At 64.3% G+C, this 17,771-nt stretch carries 13 protein-coding genes; 8 read left to right on the top strand and 5 right to left on the bottom strand.

The features are described from left to right. Window positions 1-75: 75 nt before the first annotated feature. From FNA46_RS21570 to FNA46_RS21560, 3 genes are read right to left on the bottom strand one after another with little or no spacing between them, the layout of a single operon-like run. Window positions 76-3,189, bottom strand: a complete 3,114-nt coding sequence (locus tag FNA46_RS21570) for an efflux RND transporter permease subunit (RefSeq protein WP_143127279.1) — start codon at window positions 3,187-3,189, stop codon at window positions 76-78. Next, window positions 3,186-6,290: a multidrug efflux RND transporter permease subunit gene (locus tag FNA46_RS21565; RefSeq protein WP_143127278.1), complete on the bottom strand. Its 3,105-nt coding sequence runs from the start codon at window positions 6,288-6,290 to the stop codon at window positions 3,186-3,188. Before FNA46_RS21565 ends, FNA46_RS21570 begins: the two co-directional genes overlap by 4 nt. Beyond that, a complete protein-coding gene (locus tag FNA46_RS21560; protein WP_143127277.1) occupies window positions 6,287-7,711 on the bottom strand; it encodes an efflux RND transporter periplasmic adaptor subunit in 1,425 nt (474 codons plus the stop codon). The genes FNA46_RS21565 and FNA46_RS21560 overlap by 4 nt, the downstream gene beginning before the upstream one ends. A gap of 388 nt (window positions 7,712-8,099) precedes the next feature. Between FNA46_RS21560 and FNA46_RS21555 the strand changes: the two genes are divergently transcribed. Further along, window positions 8,100-9,254, top strand: coding sequence for an iron-containing alcohol dehydrogenase (locus FNA46_RS21555; RefSeq protein ID WP_425468792.1), 1,155 nt, complete (start codon window positions 8,100-8,102; stop codon window positions 9,252-9,254). 120 nt (window positions 9,255-9,374) lie between these two features. Here FNA46_RS21555 and FNA46_RS21550 read toward each other — a convergent pair whose 3' ends face one another. Beyond that, a complete protein-coding gene (locus FNA46_RS21550) occupies window positions 9,375-10,295 on the bottom strand; it encodes a LysR family transcriptional regulator (RefSeq protein WP_143127275.1) in 921 nt (306 codons plus the stop codon). A gap of 124 nt (window positions 10,296-10,419) precedes the next feature. On the opposite strand from FNA46_RS21550, the gene FNA46_RS21545 reads away from it, so the two are divergent. The 7 genes from FNA46_RS21545 to FNA46_RS21515 all read left to right on the top strand — a co-directional run bounded on the left by FNA46_RS21545 (window position 10,420) and on the right by FNA46_RS21515 (window position 17,025). Further along, complete coding sequence (locus FNA46_RS21545) at window positions 10,420-11,346, top strand: ABC transporter substrate-binding protein (protein ID WP_185969947.1); 927 nt, start codon at window positions 10,420-10,422, stop codon at window positions 11,344-11,346. 58 nt (window positions 11,347-11,404) lie between these two features. After that, entirely contained in the window at window positions 11,405-13,147 is a 1,743-nt protein-coding gene (locus FNA46_RS21540) for a thiamine pyrophosphate-binding protein (RefSeq protein WP_143127273.1), read from the top strand. A gap of 1 nt (window position 13,148) precedes the next feature. Beyond that, window positions 13,149-13,973 carry an ABC transporter ATP-binding protein gene (locus FNA46_RS21535; protein ID WP_143127272.1) on the top strand — a complete coding sequence of 275 codons (825 nt, stop codon included), beginning with the start codon at window positions 13,149-13,151 and terminating at the stop codon, window positions 13,971-13,973. 14 nt (window positions 13,974-13,987) lie between these two features. Beyond that, window positions 13,988-14,746, top strand: a complete 759-nt coding sequence (locus FNA46_RS21530) for an ABC transporter permease (protein WP_246103265.1) — start codon at window positions 13,988-13,990, stop codon at window positions 14,744-14,746. After that, the gene (locus FNA46_RS21525) at window positions 14,743-15,510 is read left to right on the top strand and encodes an ABC transporter permease (protein ID WP_143127270.1); all 768 of its coding nucleotides are present in this window, start codon (window positions 14,743-14,745) and stop codon (window positions 15,508-15,510) included. The genes FNA46_RS21530 and FNA46_RS21525 overlap by 4 nt, the downstream gene beginning before the upstream one ends. A 24-nt stretch (window positions 15,511-15,534) precedes the next feature. Beyond that, on the top strand, window positions 15,535-15,969 hold the full coding sequence (locus tag FNA46_RS21520) for a GlcG/HbpS family heme-binding protein (protein WP_143127269.1): 435 nt from the start codon (window positions 15,535-15,537) through the stop codon (window positions 15,967-15,969). A gap of 108 nt (window positions 15,970-16,077) precedes the next feature. After that, window positions 16,078-17,025 carry an alpha/beta hydrolase gene (locus tag FNA46_RS21515; protein WP_143127268.1) on the top strand — a complete coding sequence of 316 codons (948 nt, stop codon included), beginning with the start codon at window positions 16,078-16,080 and terminating at the stop codon, window positions 17,023-17,025. Window positions 17,026-17,037: 12 nt separating this feature from the next. Here the strand turns inward: FNA46_RS21515 and FNA46_RS21510 are convergent, their stop codons facing one another. Beyond that, entirely contained in the window at window positions 17,038-17,760 is a 723-nt protein-coding gene (locus tag FNA46_RS21510) for a GntR family transcriptional regulator (RefSeq protein ID WP_143127267.1), read from the bottom strand. Window positions 17,761-17,771 lie beyond the last annotated feature (11 nt).

Below are 17,771 nucleotides of genomic sequence, written 5' to 3'. Positions count from 1 at the left end.
GGCGGAGCGGCAAAAGGTTGACGGGGTGAGAGCGTACCTCTGTCGGACATATTGAGAGCACGACCAGCGGACTTTTCAAGAGGATGCGGCGGAAAGCCCGGTTTGGGCCTGACGTGCCCCGGTGCCACGCGCAAACCGGGCCGACCAGCGGGCAAAGATCAGGTAGATGATCGGCGTGGTATAGAGCGTGAGCGCTTGCGACACGATCAGACCACCGATGATGGTGATGCCGAGCGGGCGGTGAAGGTCGGCACCGGGGCCTGTGGCCAGCACCAGCGGAAGCGCGCCCATGAAGGCGGCAAGCGTCGTCATCATGATCGGGCGGAAGCGCTTGAGACAGGCCTCGTGGATCGCTTTTTCCGGCGGCATGCCCAGTGTCCGCTCCGCCTCCAGCGCGAAGTCCACCAGCATGATACCGTTCTTCTTGACGATGCCGATCAGCAGGATGATGCCGATGAAGGCAACGATCGTCAGCTCCGTGCCGCTGACCCACAGCGCCAGCAGCGCGCCGAGACCCGCGGATGGCAGCGTCGAGATGATGGTCAGCGGGTGCACGAGGCTTTCGTAGAGAATGCCAAGCACGATATAGACGGCAAGCAGCGCCGCGAGGATCAGAAGCGGCTGGTTGCCGGAGGATTTGCTGGCGCTGGCCGCATCGCCCGCAAATTCCGCATGCAGCGTATCGGGCAGATGCATGCCGGCAACCGCCGCCTTTACCGCCTCATTGGCCTGGGACAGCGTGGTTTCCGGCCCCACATTGTAGGAAATCGTCACGGACGGGAACTGGCCCTGATGGTTGACCCCGATTGGCGCCAGTGTTCGCTCCACTCTTGCAAAGGCACCGAGCGGCACCTGCGTGCCGTCGCTGCCGGGCACATAGATCTTCAGGATATGCTCCGGGTCCTTCGCAAAGTCAGGATAGGCCTCGAGGATGACCCTGTACTGGTTGCGCTCGCCATAGACGATCGTCACCTGCCGCTGGGCAAAGGCATTGTTGAGGGCCGTATCGACGGCGCTCATCTTGACGCCGAGACGGGCTGCGGCGGTACGATCCACCACCACATTCGCCTGCAAACCGTTCGGCTGGCGGTCGCTGTTGACGTCTGTCAGAAGCGGCTCCTGCCGCAGCCGCGCCAGAATGCGCGGTGCCCAGGTGATCAACTCGTTGTAGTCGGCATCCCAGAGCGTGAACTGGTACTCGGAATCGGAGGACCGGGCCCCGATGCGGATGTCGCTCGGGGAAAAGAAGGATGTGTCGAGGCCCGGAATGACGGCGGTCGCCCGCCGTAGGCGCTCGATCACTACGTCGGTCGGATCGCGCTCGGCGGGCGGTTTCAGCGAGATCTGCATCTGGCCGCGATTGGCGGTGCCGAGGAAGCCGCCTCCTACGCTGGCGCCGATGTTCTCCACCGCCGGATCCTTTTCCACGATGGCGAGCGCCCGCCGCTGCAGCGCGACCATGGCCGGATAGGAAATATCGCTTGCGGCCTGGCTGTTGCCCATCACGAAACCGGTGTCGTCGCGCGGGATGAAGCCTTTCGGCACCTTGGCATAGAGATAGCCGGTCAGCACGATGCAGGCGACGGTGCTGAGCACCGCCAGAAACCGGTGATGCAGGACGCTGCTGAGGGTCCGGTCGTAAAAGGCGACCGTCGCTTCGAGCGTGTGTTCGACAATGCGGTCGAACCGGTTGCCGCGGTCGGCCGGATCATGCGCTGTCAGCCGATGGCCGCAGATCATCGGCGTCAGCGTCAGTGAGACGACGGTCGAGACGAGAATGGTAAAGGCAAGCGTCAGCGAGAAGGTGAGGAAGAACTTGCCCACCACGCCACCCATGAAGAACAGCGGGATGAAGGCGGCCATCAGGGAGACGCTGATGGCAATGACGGTAAAGCCGATCTGCCTTGCCCCCTCGCGGGCAGCGTCAAGCGGCCTCATCCCCTTTTCGAGATTGGCATAGACATTCTCGATCATCACGATCGCATCGTCGACCACGAAGCCGCTCGCAACGGCGAGCGCCATCAGGGACAGATTGTCGATGGACAGGCCAGTCAGCCACATGGCGGCAAAGGCGCCGGCAAAAGAGAGGGGAACGGTCATGCCGGCCGCCATCGTCGGCACCACTCGCCGCAGGAACACGAAGACCACCGCCATCACCAGCGTGATGGTGGCAAGCAGCGTGAACTGCATGTCCTCGACGCTGGCATGGATGGTGGTCGTGCGGTCGTTCAGCACGTTGATCTCGATGCCGGCCGGGATCAGCTGCTTGAGTTCCGGGATCAGCGCCCGCACCGAATCGACGGTCGAGACGACATTGGCATCGGCCGCCTTGGTGATGTTCAGCAGAACCGCCGGCTTGCCGTTGAACCAGGCATCGGACCGGCGATTGCGGACGCCTTCCTCCACCGTCGCGATATCGGCAAGGCGCGTTGCGGTGCCATCTCCGGAGCGGATGATCAGCTGGCCGTAATCCTCCGGGCGGAAGAGCTGCGCATTGACGGACAGCGCATAGAAAGCGTTCGGGCCGTCGATCGCGCCGATCGGGGCAAGCGCATTGCCGTTCACGATCGTATTGCGCACATCATTGGCGGAAAGGCCGAAGGCCGCCAGACGATCCGGATCGAGGCGGACGCGCACGGCCGGCTGGTCGGCACCGCTGACGCTGACATCGCCAACCCCTTCTACCTGCGAAATGCGCTGGACGACGACCGTATCGGCCGCATCGAAGATGGCGCTGGCCGGGAGCGTCGGGGATGTCAGGGCGAGCGTCAGGATCGGTGCTGCCGCGGGGTTCGCCTTGCGCATGGACGGCAGGCCCGGCATGTCGCTCGGCAGATCGGCCACCGCGGCATTGATCGCGGCCTGCACGTCCTGCGCGGCACTGTCGACATTGCGGGCAATGTCGAACTGCAGGAAGATGTTGGTGGTGCCGAGCCCGCTGGTCGATGTCATTTCGGTAACGCCGGCAATGGCGCCGAGATGACGTTCCAGTGGGGCGGCCACGCTGGAGGCCATGCTTTCCGGGTCCGCCCCCGGGCGGCTGGCCGAAACGCGGATGGTCGGCAGATCCACGGCCGGCAGGCTGGATACCGGCAGGAAATGATAGGCGACCAGCCCCAGCAGCATCAGGCCGATGGCGAGAAGCGTGGTGCCGACCGGACGGCTGATGAAGGGGCCGGAGATATTCATGCGGGCTTGCCCGACTGACCGGCTTGTGCCTTTGCGCGTCCCGTTGCGCGCGCACGCAGGCCGTCCAGCGCCAGATAGATCACCGGCGTCGTATAGAGCGTCAGCAACTGGCTGAGCAGCAGGCCGCCAATGATTGAAATGCCGAGCGGAATGCGCAGCTCGGCACCGGTGCCCTGCGCCAGGGCCAAAGGAAGTGCGCCGAACAGGGCGGCAAGCGTCGTCATCATGATCGGGCGGAAACGCAGGGCGGCCGCCTTGACGATGGCATCGCGTGGCGAAAGCCCGTCCTGCCGTTCCGCATCGAGTGCGAAGTCGATCATCATGATCGCATTCTTCTTCACGATGCCCATCAAGAGCACGATGCCGATCAGGGCGATGATCGACAGATCCTGGCCGAACAGCATCAGCGCCAGGAGGGCACCGACGCCGGCGGATGGCAGGGTCGAGAGAATCGTGATCGGGTGGATGGTGCTTTCGTAGAGCAGGCCAAGCACGATGTAGATGGTGATGATCGCTGCAAGGATGAGCCAGGGTTCACCAGCCAGCGACCGGTCGAATTCCTCCGTATCGCCGCTGTAATGGCGCTGGATGGAGGCCGGCATGCCGATCTCCTTTTCGGCGGCCTTGATCGCATCGACCGCTTCGGAGAGCGAGGCGCCGCGCGCGAGATCGAAGCTCAGCGTGACCGCCGGAAACTGCTCGCTGCGGCTGATGACCAGAGGTCCTGTCGTGAAACGCACCGTCGCCACGGTGCTCAGCGGCACCATGGCATTGCTGGCGCCTTCCACATAAAGCTGTTCCAGCGCCTTCGGGTCGCCTTGGAAGCGCGCTGCCGCCTCGAGAATAACGCGGTACTGGTTCGCCTGCCCGTAAATCGTGCTGATCTGCCGCTGACCGAAGGCATCATAGAGCGTGTCGCTGATTGCCTGCATCGAGACGCCAAGCCTGGCCGCCGTCTCGCGATTGACCTCGATGGCGAGACGGCCGCCACCCATTTCGACTTCCGAGGTCACGTCGACCAGAAGCGGATTGGCCTGCAGCCGGCGGGCCAGCCTGTCCGCCCAGCCGGCCACGATTGCGGTATTGGTGCCGGTCAGCGTGTACTGGTAGGGCGCACGGCTGGCGCGCATGCTGATCGAGATGTCGCGCACGCTCTGGAAGGTCGCGCGCACGCCAGGAATGCCGTCGACGCGTGCACGCAGGCGCTCGATCAGGTCCGTTGCCGACCTGTCTCGCTCTTCGCGCGGCTTCAGCACGATCGTGTAGCTTGCCGTATTGAGTGTCAGGTTGCTGGCGCTGGTGCCGATCACGGCAATCACGCTTTCCACCGCCGGATCCTGCCGCAGCCGGTCGCCGATGGTCTGCTGCGTGGCCTTCATGGCGTCGAAGGAACTGGTCGGTTCCGTCTCGACAACGGCAGTGATGAGACCGGTATCCTGCACCGGCAGAAAACCCTTGGGAATCACCAGATAAAGCGCCACCGTCACGCCGAGCGTAATGGCCGTCAGGGACAGCATCAGCCAGGCGCGGTTCACCGCCCAGACCACGCTTTTATGGTAGCCCTCGTTCATCCAGTCCATGAAGCGGTCGGTGAGACCGAGAAGACCCGAATTGCGCTCCTTCGGCGCCCGCAGGATGCGCGCGCACATCATCGGCGTCAGCGTCAGGGAGATGACGGCAGAGACAACGACGGCAATCGTCAGCGTCAGCGCGAACTCGCGGAACATGCGCCCCACAATGCCGGTCATGAAGAGCAGTGGAATGAAGACGGCAATCAGCGATGCCGTCAGCGAGATGATGGTGAAGCCGATTTCGCCGGCACCCTTCAGCGCCGCCTGCATCGGATGCTCGCCCTCCTCGATATGGCGCGCGATGTTTTCGATCATCACGATCGCATCGTCCACCACGAAGCCGGTGCCGATGGTAAGTGCCATCAGCGACAGGTTGTCGAGGCTGAAGCCGGCAAACCACATGATGCCGAAGGTGGCGATGAGAGACAGAGGCAGCGCGACGCCGGCGATGATGGTGGCCGTCAGCGTGCGCAGGAACAGGAAGACGACGAGGATGACCAGCGCGATGGACAGCACCAGCGTCCATTGCACATCGTGGATCGAGGCACGGATGGTTTCGGTACGGTCGTTGACGATGTCGAGCGAGACGCCGGCCGGCAGGGCGGCCTTCAGGCGGGGCAACTGGCGGCGCACATCCTCCACCGTCTGGATCACGTTGGCGCCGGGCTGGCGCATGATGTCGACGATGACGGCGGGGCGGCCCTGATACCAGGCGCCGACCCGGCTGTTCTCCAGCCCCTCGACCACATCGGCCACATCCTTCAGCCGTACCGGGGCGGCATTGCGATAGGCAATGATCGTCTGGCGGTAGACTTCGGGGTCGTGGATCTGGTCGTTGGCCGAAAGTGTGAAGGACTGGTAGGTGCCGTCCACCGCGCCCTTGGCGCCGGACACATTGGCATTGGAGATCGCGCTGCGCAGGTCTTCCAGCGAAAGCCCGTAGGACGCCAGCCGCGTCAGATCCGCCTGCACGCGGATGGCGGGCCGGACGCCTCCCTGCACGCGGACGTCGCCGACGCCGGAGACTTCGCTGAGGCGCTGTGACATCACGGTGTCGGTGAAATCGCTGAGATCGCGGATCGGATAGGTATCCGAATGCAGCGCCAGCGTGATGATCGGGGTATCGGCCGGGTTCACCTTGGCGTAGGTCGGCGGGTAAGGCAGCGCCTTCGGCAGGCTTCCGGCGGCAGCGTTGATGGCGGCCTGCACATCCTGCGCCGCCCCGTCTATGTCGCGGTCCAGATTAAACTGCAACGTGATCTGGCTGATGCCGAAGGCGCTGGAGGACGTCATCGCCGCAATCGCCGGAATCTGTCCAAGCGGTCGCTCCAGCGGTGCGGTGACGAGTGCGGTCATGGTATCGGGATCGGCGCCCGGCAGTTGCGTCGTGACGCGGATGGTCGGGAAATCCACCTGCGGCAGCGGCGCGACGGGCAGCGAAAAGAAGCCGAGCAGTCCGCCGAGCAAGGTTGCTACCCCGAGAAGAGAGGTTGCCACCGGCCGTGAAATGAAGGGGGTGGAGATGCTCATTTCGTTGCGTCAGCCGCTTTGCGGGTGTCGCCGCCACCAGCCTCCGGCGGTGTGGAGGCCGAAGGAGGGGTACCGTTCTGCCGGTGGTGGCCGGGGCTCTGTTCTCCCCCCTCCTGCGCCGGAGCACCGGGTTCCGGCCGCTGGCCGTGCTGGGGGGCGTGGTCTCCGGATGCCGGCTTGTTCTGGTTGTTCCTGTTGCCGCCGCCCTTGCGGCGCTGTGAGCGGCTTTCATCCGAAAGCGGAACGGCCATTCTGGAGGGATCGGCCTCCTCCGGGGTGGAGACGCGCACCTGCGCGCCATCCTGCAGCCTTGCAAAGCCCGTGGTGACCACCCGGTCGCCATCCTTCAGTCCCTTGGCGATGACCGCCATGCGGTCATCCTGCATTGCCACCTCGATGGCCTCTATGTGAACAGTATCGTCGTTCTCGACGATATAGGCATAGGTGCCGCCCGGGCCGCGCTGCACTGCGGCCGACGGTACCGTCAGCACGCCCTTTTTCGTTTCGACGAGAAGACGGGCGTTGACGAAGGCGCCGGGCCACAGCGCCAGCGTTTCGTTGGCAAATTCGGCGCGCAGCTTCACCGTGCCGGTGGTCGCGTCCACCTGGTTGTCCACAACGGTCAGCCGGCCGCTGGCCAGCACCGTCTTGCCGTCATCGGCAAAGGCATCCACGCTGAGCGGCCCTCTGGCGCTCGCGGCATTGACGCGGGCCAGATCCTGCTGCGGTACGGAGAAGACCACGGTGATCGGCTGGATCTGCGAGAGGGTCACGATGCCATTTGAATCGCCGCTGGAAACGATATTGCCGACATCCACATTGCGAATGCCGGTGCGCCCGTCGATCGGCGCGCGGATCGTGGTATAGTCGAGTTGCACCTGCGCAGCTTCGATCGCCGCCTGGTCAGATTGCACCTGCGCCTTGTACTGGGCGACCAGCGCGCGCTGATTGTCCACCTGCTGCTGCGTGGTGGCGGAATTTCCGGCAAGTCGCTGCAGGCGCTCGAACTCCACCACGGCATTGTCCAGCTGCGCCTGATCCTGCGCCTTCTTCGCAACGGCCTGATCGAGCTGCGCCCGGTAGAGGGCGTCGTCCAGCCGGGCGATGATCTCGCCCTTGCGGATATCCTGCCCCTCCTGAAACAGGATTTCGGCGATGCGGCCGCTGACCTGTGCCCGCACCACCACTGAATTGGCGGGCCGAACGGTACCCACGCCCATGGAATAGACGGGGACGTCCACGATGGTGGCGGGCGCGGCAACCACCGGAATGGCGCGATCACGCGCCCCTTGTCGCTCTGCCGGCTTTACGCCGAACCAGCCGGAAACCATCGTTTTCACCTGCGGCTGCTGCGCGGCATAGACAAGCCCTGCTGCGGCAACCACGAGGCCGAACAGGACGATTTTGGTACGTGTTCTCATCAATGACCGCTCATGCGTGGGGTGAAGCAACCTCGCGCGCCGCAAGCAAGCGCATCCGGTGGACGTCAAGTAGCCGCGCTGCCTGACGAACAGACGACAAACCAATCACAAGTCCGAAAAAATACCAATTACAAGAGCGTAATGAAGGGAAGTTTCCGACTGGGGCGTCCGAAGGCGGTTGTTGCAGGCTCTGTGTCCGGCAACATGCCGTGTTTTCCTTCCCGGCCTCGGCTTTATATCTGAACGGCAGACCGGCAGGTGGACATGAAACCGGGCTTGCTTTGCGTGGCGAAGCGTGAAGATTTGTCGTGTCGTGACAGTCGTGATGCCGGTTCACCTTTTCGATATCCGAAGCCTGGCAAGACGCAGATTGGGAGGAGCCCTCATGATCAACCCCTTCGAATTTCGCACGGTGTCTGCCCTTCAGGTCGAGTGGGGTGGTGCCGGACGGCTTGGTACCATGCTCTGCGGCCGCTTTGCCGCCCGAAATGTCCTGCTGGTGACAGATAGGGGGCTCGTGCGGGCCGGGCTGGTTGCGCCGATTGTCGAGGGACTGGACCAGGCCGGATTTCGCGTGGCGGTGTTCGATGCCGTGGTCGCCGATCCTCCCGAGCAGGTTGTCACCGATTGCGTCGCCGCCGCCCGGCAGGCCGGGGTCGATATCGTCGTCGGGCTTGGCGGCGGTTCGTCGCTCGATATCGCCAAGCTGGTGGCAGTGCTGCTTGTGTCCGAACAGCCGCTGTCCGACATCTATGGCATCGACAAAGTGAGGGGACCTCGCCTGCCGCTGGTGCTGGTACCCACCACTGCAGGAACCGGCTCCGAAGTGACCAACATCTCGATCATCACGACCGGCGAAACCACCAAGATGGGTGTGGTCGCGCCGCAGCTCTACGCCGATTTCGTGCTGCTCGACGCCGAGCTTACTCTTGGCCTGCCGCCACTTCATACAGCCGCCACCGGCATTGATGCGATGGTCCATGCAATCGAGGCCTATACCAGCCGGGTCCGGAAAAACCCATTGTCGGATGCGCTGGCACGCGAGGCCCTGCGCCTGCTCGGTGCCCATCTGGTGCCTGCCTGCCGCAATGGCGCGGACCGGCAGGCACGCGAAAGCATGCTGCTGGGAGCGATGCTCGCCGGGCAGGCCTTTGCCAACGCACCGGTCGCGGCGGTGCATGCGCTCGCCTATCCGCTCGGTGGCCACTACCACGTGCCGCATGGGCTCTCCAATGCGCTGATGCTGGGGCCGGTCCTGCGTTTCAATGCACGGGAAGCCGCACCGCTCTACGCCGAACTTGCAGCCGTGCTCGGCGTTGCGGGCGAGGGCGATACATCTGCGCGCGCAAACGCTTTTGTCGCGCATATGGAAAGGCTCATGAACGACAGCGGCGCGCCACGACGTTTGCGGGACGTCGGTGTGGTGGAGGACATGCTGCCTGTCCTGGCGCGCGACGCCATGAAACAGACCCGACTTCTCGTCAACAACCCGGTCGCGCTCGGCGAGGAGGAGGCGCTGGCGCTCTATCGCGAGGCGTTCTGACGCTCTCCCTGCAGCCAGTCACCCGATCACCGGCGCAGGCGTGTGGTTGGAAGCCATACAAGCAACGGCCAGCAAGCACCGCCGGGCGGATCCGGAACGCGCCGCTCTCCGGTCGATCGCTTATGGGATAAAGCTGGCGGTTGCCTTCCAGCGGCCGGCCGCGATGCTGGCGCGTGTGGAGGTCTTCAGCATCTCGATCAGCCGGCGTGCCGCAAGTGATCGCTCGACGTTTTCCAGCGAGGCGATCAGCCACTGGACGTAGAGGTCGCGGATAGGCGCCCAGGAAAACTGGGTGAGGGGCGAATTGATCATGCCGCAATGGGGCATGATGGCATAGCCGACCTTGCGCCGGATCAGGTCGTCCATCGGGGCATATTCCGTTTCCACCGCCACCTTCGCCCGACGGCCGATCCTGGCGAATTCGGTGTCGATCAGCGTGCGCAGGCCGTCGGGGCGCGGGGTGAGGATGAGCGGTTTGTCGGCGACGTCCTCCAGGCTCACCGGAACATCCTGTGACAGGCCGCTGTCGCTCGGGCCGACGAAATAGAGCTGCTCCTGCAGCAGCGGCTCTGTATGAAGATCCGGTTCCGTCAGCGGCGCCGCCAGAATGCCGATGTCGATGTCGCGGAAGAAGATCGCCTCGCGCAGTTGGAACGAATGGGCGCCGCGCACGCGAAGCCGCACATGCGGATAGGCCTCCATATAGTTCGCCACCAGTTCGCCCGTCAGGATGCGTCCCATGAAGGGTGGTGCACCAAAGGCGAGCCGGCCGGAGGGCGTGTCGACCGCGTGCATGACCTCGCCCGGAACCCGGGCGATCTCCTCCAGGATGGCTTCGGCGCGGGTGCGGAAGATTTCGCCCGCCGGGGTCAGAGTCAGGCCCCGGCCGTTGCGGAAGAAGAGGGGGGCGCCGACCTCCCGTTCCAGCGCCGCGATCTGGCGGGACAAGGCGGGCTGGGAAATATCGAGCTTTTCCGCCACCCGCGACAGGTTGCCGAATTCGGCGACCTTCAGGAAATACTCCCACTTTCGCAGATTCATGGCCGCCTCCCAACAGCGTTATAACCTCGTGGTTATAGCTGAACTGCCGTTCTGTCTATTGATGATCGTCAAGCGACGGAAAATAGTGGAGCCAAGGTTGAGGAGCCTTAGAGGAGGATACATCATGTTCAAGCGGGCAGTTCTGCTTGCAGCCATCCTGGCCGGAAGCACCGCTTCCGCCTGGGCGGACACCAAGATTGCCGTCGGCACGCCGCCCATCGCCGAGGTGGAGGCGGCCTTCATTGCCAAGGACGAAGGGCTATTTGCCAAGAATGGTCTGGCGGTCGAGTTTTTGCCGACGGGATCGAACCAGACCCTGGTGGCTGCCCTCGTTGCCGGCTCGCACCAGATCGTCTCGGTCTCGCCCACCGTGCTCTTGCAGGCGGTTGATAGCGGCATCGATCTCGTGGTGATCGCCAATTGCGGCGTCACGGCGCCGCGCACCGCCAAAAACGCAGGCCTTGCTGTGCGCTCCGGCGTGGAACTGGCTGCGCCGGAAGACCTGAAGGGCAAGAAGATCGGAACGCCCAGCATCGGCGGCACGCTGGACATTCTCTTCCGCCAGTGGCTGAAGCAGAAGAATATCTCCGAAAAGGCCATGACCTTCATCGAGGTGCCGATCCCCAATACGGCGGATGTGCTGAAGGGCGGCACGATCGACGCGATCATTGCAGGTGAACCGTCACTCGGCCGCGCGGTCAGCCAGTCGAATGGCAAGGTTGCATTCAACTTCATGGCGGATCTGCCGGAAAACCTGCCCTACACCACCTTCGTCGCAACCCGCGACTGGGCGAAGGCCAATCCGGAGGCGGTGAAGGCCTTCCGCGCCTCGATGGCCGATGCCGCCAAATTCGTGTCCGCGAGCCCGGACAAGACGCGCGAGATCGTTTCCAAGTATACGCGCCTGCCTGTCGAGGTGCTGAACAAGATCGAGCTGCCGGAATGCCGCACGGTGCCGACCGTGGCCGCCCTCGATTACTTCGACAAGGCCATGCGCGATGCCGGCATGCTGCAGTCGAAGATCGACACGGCAGGGCTGATCGCGCCTTGAGCCTTCATGGCCGGGGTGGTCTCGCCCCGGCTTCCATGTCCATCCACAGGTGAAAATCATGGCCCAGATGACTGGCGCGGAAGCGCTGACCCGTTTGCTTTTGCCCGAGAGCGTTCCCTATGTCTTCGGGATTGCCGGCGGCAAGCTCAATCCGCTGCTGCATGCGATCTCGCGCCAGCCGTCGATCCGTTACCTCGGCGTGCGCCACGAAGCGAGCGGCCCGCTGATGGGGGCTGCGATTGCGGCGGCGAGCGGGCGCATCTGCGTGGCGCTTGGCGAGATGGGGCCGGGCTCGGCCAATCTCGTCGGCGGGCTCGGAACCGCCTTCAACAACAGCCTGCCGCTGCTGCTGATCACCTCCAACAATCATCATGCCGCGTCCTATCCCAATCGCGGCATGTTCATGGATCTCGACACCCATGCGCTGCTGAAGCCGCTGACCAAGTGGAGTGCTGTGGTGCATGACGGGCGCCGCCTGCCGGATCTGGTGCGCGAGGCCTTCCGCCAGGCGCTGACCGGCCGGCGCGGCCCGGTGCATCTCGATGTGCCGCAGGAGATTTTTACGGCGCGCTTCGATTTCGAGGAAGAGGAACTGGCGTTGCCGCCTTCGGCCTACCGGACCCTGGAGGGGCCGCGGCCGGCCGCGGGCGACATTCTCCAGGCCGCCGAGCGGTTGGCCCGGGCGGAGCGTCCCGTTCTGATCGGCGGCGGCGGCGTCGTTGCGTCGGGTGCCGGCGACCTGTTCCGCGCCCTGATGGAGCGGGTCCAGGGGCCGGCGCTGACCACCCAGATGGGGCTTGGCCTCGTTTCCTCCGCGTCCCCGTTCTTCATCGGCCAGGGCGGCATCATCGGGGGCGATGCCATTCCGGCGGCGCTGGCGAGGGCAGATCTGGTGCTGGCCGTGGGCTGCCGCTTTTCCTCCTGGCTCTGGAACGACCAGGGGGCGCTGACCAATGGTGCGGCCGATCTCATCAATATCAATATCGATCCGATGAGCCTCGGCGCCAATGCACGCCATGCACTGGGCATCTGGGCCGACGCGAAGCATGCGCTGACGGACCTGATCGCCGCCCTTGAGGGCAGGACGATGCCCGATCGTTCCGCATGGCTTGGAGAGATGCGTGCGGTCTATGAAGGCTATTGCGGCAAGCTCGATCGCATGAGCGAGGATGAGGGCGCCGTGATGCATCCGGCAAGGCTTGGGCGGGCACTGGGGCGCCTGATCCCCGAGAATGCGCTGGTGGCCTATGACGGCGGCCACACCTCCTTCTGGAGCAATGACCTGACGCCTGCGCCGGAGGAGCGAACCCGCTTCCATGAACCCGGCATGTGCCAGCTCGGGTTCGGCACGCCCTATGCGGTTGCCCTGAAGCTTCTTCATCCCGAGAGGCAGGTCTTCAATATCTGCGGCGACGGGGCTTTCGGCTTCACGCTGGCCGAACTCGATACTGCGCGCCGCTATGGCCTGCCGATCATCAATATCATCCACAACAACGCCTCCTGGGGCGTCATCCAGATGGGGCAGCGAAAGACCTACGACTTCTCGTTCGGCACCGATCTGGAGGGCATCGACTATGCGCAGGTCGCCCGTGGCTTCGCCTGCCATGGCGAGGTGGTGCGCCGCGAGGAGGAACTGGCGCCGGCACTGGAGCGCGCCGCAGCCTCGGGTCTGCCGGCGGTCATCGATTGTCGCGTGCGGTTCGAGGCACATCCGAGCATGCCCCATTTCGCGCGGATGAATGCCTTCGGCTTCGCCCAGGGCAGTGGCGGCCCGCATGCCGCCATGGTCAAGGGAGGTTGACATGAGTGTTTCGCGCCTGTCCCCCTCGGTTTCGCGCCCGCACGAAGAACAGGCTTCGCCAGCCGTGCAGTCTCGCATCGGCATTCGCGACGTGACCCTCTCCTACGGAGCGCTGCAGATCATCGGCGGCATCAGCCTCGACATAGCGCCCGGCGAGACGGTGTCGATCATCGGTCCGTCCGGCTGCGGCAAGACCACGCTTCTGCGCATGCTGGCCGGTCTTGCCCGGCCGACCACCGGCGAAATCGTGCTTGACGGTCAGCCGGTCAGCGGGCCGAGCCGCTCGGTTGCCATTGTGTTTCAGGATTACGGCAAGGCGCTGCTGCCGTGGCGAACGGCGGCCGGCAATGTGTCACTGGCGCTTGAGGCGCGCGGTTGCCCGGCGCGCGAGCGACCAGAGATCATTCGCGATCTTCTCGCCAAGATCGGCCTGTCGCGCCATGCCGACAAATATCCTTCGGAAATGTCGGGCGGCATGCAGCAGCGCCTGCAGATTGCCCGCTGCCTCGCCCAGGAGCCAAAGGTTCTCCTGATGGATGAGCCGTTCGGCGCGCTGGACGCCATGACCCGGCAGGCCTTGCAGGACGAGGTTCTGGCACTGACCGCCGCAACGGGGGCCACCATGGTGTTCGTGACCCATGATCTGGAGGAGGCGATCTATCTCGGCGATCGCATCGTCTGCCTGCAGCCCAATCCGGGCCGGATCGGCCGCATTGTTGACGTGCGCCTGCCAAAGCCGCGCGACCAGTTGCTGACCCGCGAGGATCCGGAATTCCTGCGGCTGAGGCGCGATCTCTACGATCTGATCAAGGATGATCATCAATGAGGGTAGCTCGTTTTATGCACACCTGTTGGCGTGCGGCCCTGCTGCCCGTCGGCCTGATCCTTGCCGCGCAGGTTGCCGCAACCGCGACGCAGCTTGAGAGCGATACCCTGGCCAGCCCTGCCGACATCGCCCGGGCCCTTGCGGCAATCCTCACCGACGGATCGCTGGCACGGGCGACGCTGGATACGCTGAAGGCGGCGGCTGCCGGCTGCGCGCTCGGCGTCGGCCTCGGCTCGTTTATCGGCATCCTGCTTGGCCTTTTCCGCATTGCCGATGACCTTCTGGACCTCACCATCGAACTGCTGCGCCCCGTGCCGGTCGTTGCGCTCATTCCCGTCACCATGATGCTGCTCGGCTTCGGAGCGCAGATGGAAATCGTCATCATTACCATCGGGATGCTGTGGCCCTCGGTGGTGCTGGCGCGGGCAGCGGTCAAGGAGGTGGAGCCGCGCCTGATGGAGGTGTCCAGAGTCATGCAGTTGGGCTTTGCGGCGCGGCTGGTGAAGATCGTGCTGCCGGCCATTCTGCCGCAACTTTTCATGTCGCTGAAGCTTGCCGCCGGCTATGCGCTGGTGGTGGCGGTGACGGTGGAGATCACCGCCAATCCCCAGGGGCTCGGCTATGGCATCATGATGGCGCAGCAGGCACTGCGACCGGCAGAAATGTTTGCCTACCTGCTGTGGATCGGTGCCGTTGGCTGGCTGCTCAGCCTGTTGCTGAATGCGACCCAGCGTCGACTGTTCCCGGCACATGGACGCGGAGAGCCACGATGAACCGCCTTTCCTTCCGCAAGCTTGCACTTGGGGTTCTTACGCTCGTGCTTTTTATCCTGGGCTGGAAGCTGGTGACCGACGCCAGGCTGATCTCGCCGATCTTCTTTCCGGGACCGGAGCGCACCTATGCCGCGCTCGTCAAGGGCTTGTCCGGTGGTCCGCTTCTGGCGCAGACCGTCGAGACGGTGGAACGCATGCTGTATGGCTGGCTGCTGGCCTCCGCCGTCGGTGTGTTGCTCGGCGCGCTCATTGGCATTTCGCGCCGGGCTCGCGCCTTCATTGCGCCGACGCTGGAACTGCTGCGTCCGCTGCCTGCTTCGGCGATGATCCCGGTTGCCATCGCCTTTCTCGGCTTCTCCGACCAGATGGTGCTGGTCGTCATTGCCTTCGGGGCGCTGTGGCCGATGCTGTTGGCCACGATCCACGGCTTTGCCGCCATGGAGCCGCGCCTCTACGAGGTCAGCGCGGTGCTGGGCCTCAGCCGGTTCCAGGTGATCTGGAAGCTGGCCTTGCCGAGCGCGATGCCGATGATCCTTGCCAGCCTGCGGCTCGGCCTCACCATCTCGCTCGTTCTGGCGGTGGTTGGGGAAATGCTGGCAAGCCGCGCGGGACTCGGGCAGAGCATTCTGGCGGCAAGCCGCAGCTTCCGGTCCGCCGATCTCTTCGCCGGCATCGTCATCCTCGGTGCCATCGGGCTGTGTGGCAGCCGTCTTCTTTCCATGGCCGAGCGGCGCCTGCTGCGCTGGCAGGCCGTCCACCGCTGATTCATTTCTCAAGGACATTCCGACATGCTCAAACTTTCCGATGCGATCACCATCATCGAAACCGCCCTTTCCGAGGCCCGTTCCCGTTCGCTTGCGCCGCTGGTCGTGGCCGTTCTCGATGCCGGCGGCCATCTGGTTGCCTTCCAGCGCGAGGATGGTGCCGGCATCGTGCGCTTCGACATCGCCTACGGAAAGGCCTGGGGATCGCTCGGCATGGGGTTCGGGACCCGCGAGCTGACCGAGCGCGCCGCCAAGAACCCGACATTCATCACCGTTCTCGCCTCGGTCAGCGCCGGCCGGATGGTGCCCTCGCCGGGCGGTGTGCTCATTCTGGACGCTGACGGCACGGTAATCGGCGCCGTCGGGATTTCCGGGGACATCGGCGATAAGGACGAGGCCTGCGCAATCGCCGGCATTGAAAAGGCGGGTTTCCGCGCTGCACCGGGAATGCCGGCCTGACGCTGCGGCCAGAGGCTGTTCGAAGGCTCTGCCGAGGGGAGTGCTCGGCTTTGCGGTTGCGCAACCGGCGGGGAGGCCGGTGCGCAACCCGTTTGAGGAGGAGACGTGATGTTGCGAGGTTGTGTAACGGCGGTGGCGCTCGGCTGCCTTCTGCTTGGCGGCGGAGGTGTTCGGGCCCAGATGGCGGCCAATCCGCCCTCGGTGGGTGCGGCTGTGCGTGCCTTCGGCGACAGGCTCGGTCCGGATGTGGTCAAGGGCGTGAGCGACCTCTACCGGCCGCTGCACGACGCCGCGCCGAAGGACGGGGTGAGCGTCGTCCGGGACATCCGATACGGCGAGGGCGAGCGGCAGCGGCTGGATCTCTACCTGCCGCAGACCGTACCGGCGGGAACCAAGCCACCCATTCTGGTTTTCGCGCATGGCGGCGGATTCGTGCGGGGGGACAAGGCGGACGTGGCGCATGTCGGCTATTATTTTGCCCGCCACGGCATCGAAACGGTGCTGATCGATTACGGCTTTGCGCCACAGGCCCGTTTCCCGTCCGGCGGTGAGGATATCGGAAAGGCCGTCCGCTGGCTGCGGGAGCATCCGGACCAGCATCCGGGAGACATCTCGGCCATCTTCGTCTCCGGCAACTCGGCCGGTGCGACCCACGCGGCCACCTATGGCGTCATCACTTCCGCCGGCAAGCCCGATGACGGGGTTCGGGGTCTGATCCTCATCTCGGTGCCGACCGCCGATACCGAGGATCTTTCGCCTGCAGACAAGGCCTATTACGGCGACGACGCGAGCCGATATCCCGCCATGTCGATCCTCCGCCACATCAGCGATCGCAGGCTGCCGGTCTTTCTCGCTGTTGCCGAATTCGACATGCCGCAGATCCAGCGGCAAAACAAACGTCTGATCGATGCCTTGTTTGCCCGCGACGGCAGGCTGCCGCCCTTTAAGACGGCGCTCGGGCACAACCACATCTCGATCATCGAGCATGTCGGCACCCCAGACGAAAGCCTCGGACCCGACATCCTGCAATTCATTCAGGAAAACATGCCAGGCTGACGGCGCTCAATCCTAAAGCGCCGCTGCCTTGCCGTGCAGCGCAGCGGCGTTCTTCAGATCCTCCAGAATGAAATCGGCGGTCTGGCTGTAATGGTGTTCCAGCAGTCTCACGGCCTCGCCGACATCCCGCTGCAGCACGGCTTTCAGGATGTCGGCATGCTCCTGCGCCACATTGCGGACCCGAAAGGCCTTGCGGCTGGAAAGCGCCCGATAGCGCTGCAGCCGGTCGGCCAGCTGTTCGCAAAAGCCGATCAGCGGCCGTGACCCGCAATTGCCGATCAAAAGCGCATGGAAGATCCGGTGAAGACGCTCCCATTCCGGATTGTTCTCGAATTTTTCCGGATCAAGCGAACGCGGGGTGCGCTCCAGGCGGTGGTGGGCGACCAGCAGCGCTTCCTCCCACTCCGGGGTTGCATTGGCCATGGATTCCTTCAGTGCCAAGCCTTCCACCCAGCGTCGCGTCTTGGTGAGTTCCCGAAGCTCCTCGAGGCTGACGGGTTTCACGAAAAAGCCGCGCTGCTCCTTGCCGATGACGAGATCTTCGGTCGTCAGCCGGTTGAGCGCTTCCCGAAGCGGCGTCTGGCCGGCGTCGTAATGCTCGGTCAGAAAGCGTAGCTGCAGCTTCCGGCCGGGTTCCAGACGCGTTTCAAGAATGTCCGTCTTCAGCCGTTCGTAAACGCTGGTCGCCAGCGTTGCCGGGCTCTCGCTGGATTTGGCTTGCAGCTCCGTCGTCATGTTTCCCCATT

The organism is Affinirhizobium straminoryzae, assembly GCF_007004135.1.
Lineage (GTDB): Bacteria > Pseudomonadota > Alphaproteobacteria > Rhizobiales > Rhizobiaceae > Neorhizobium > Neorhizobium straminoryzae.
This window is presented reverse-complemented; position numbering and strand designations above follow the sequence as displayed.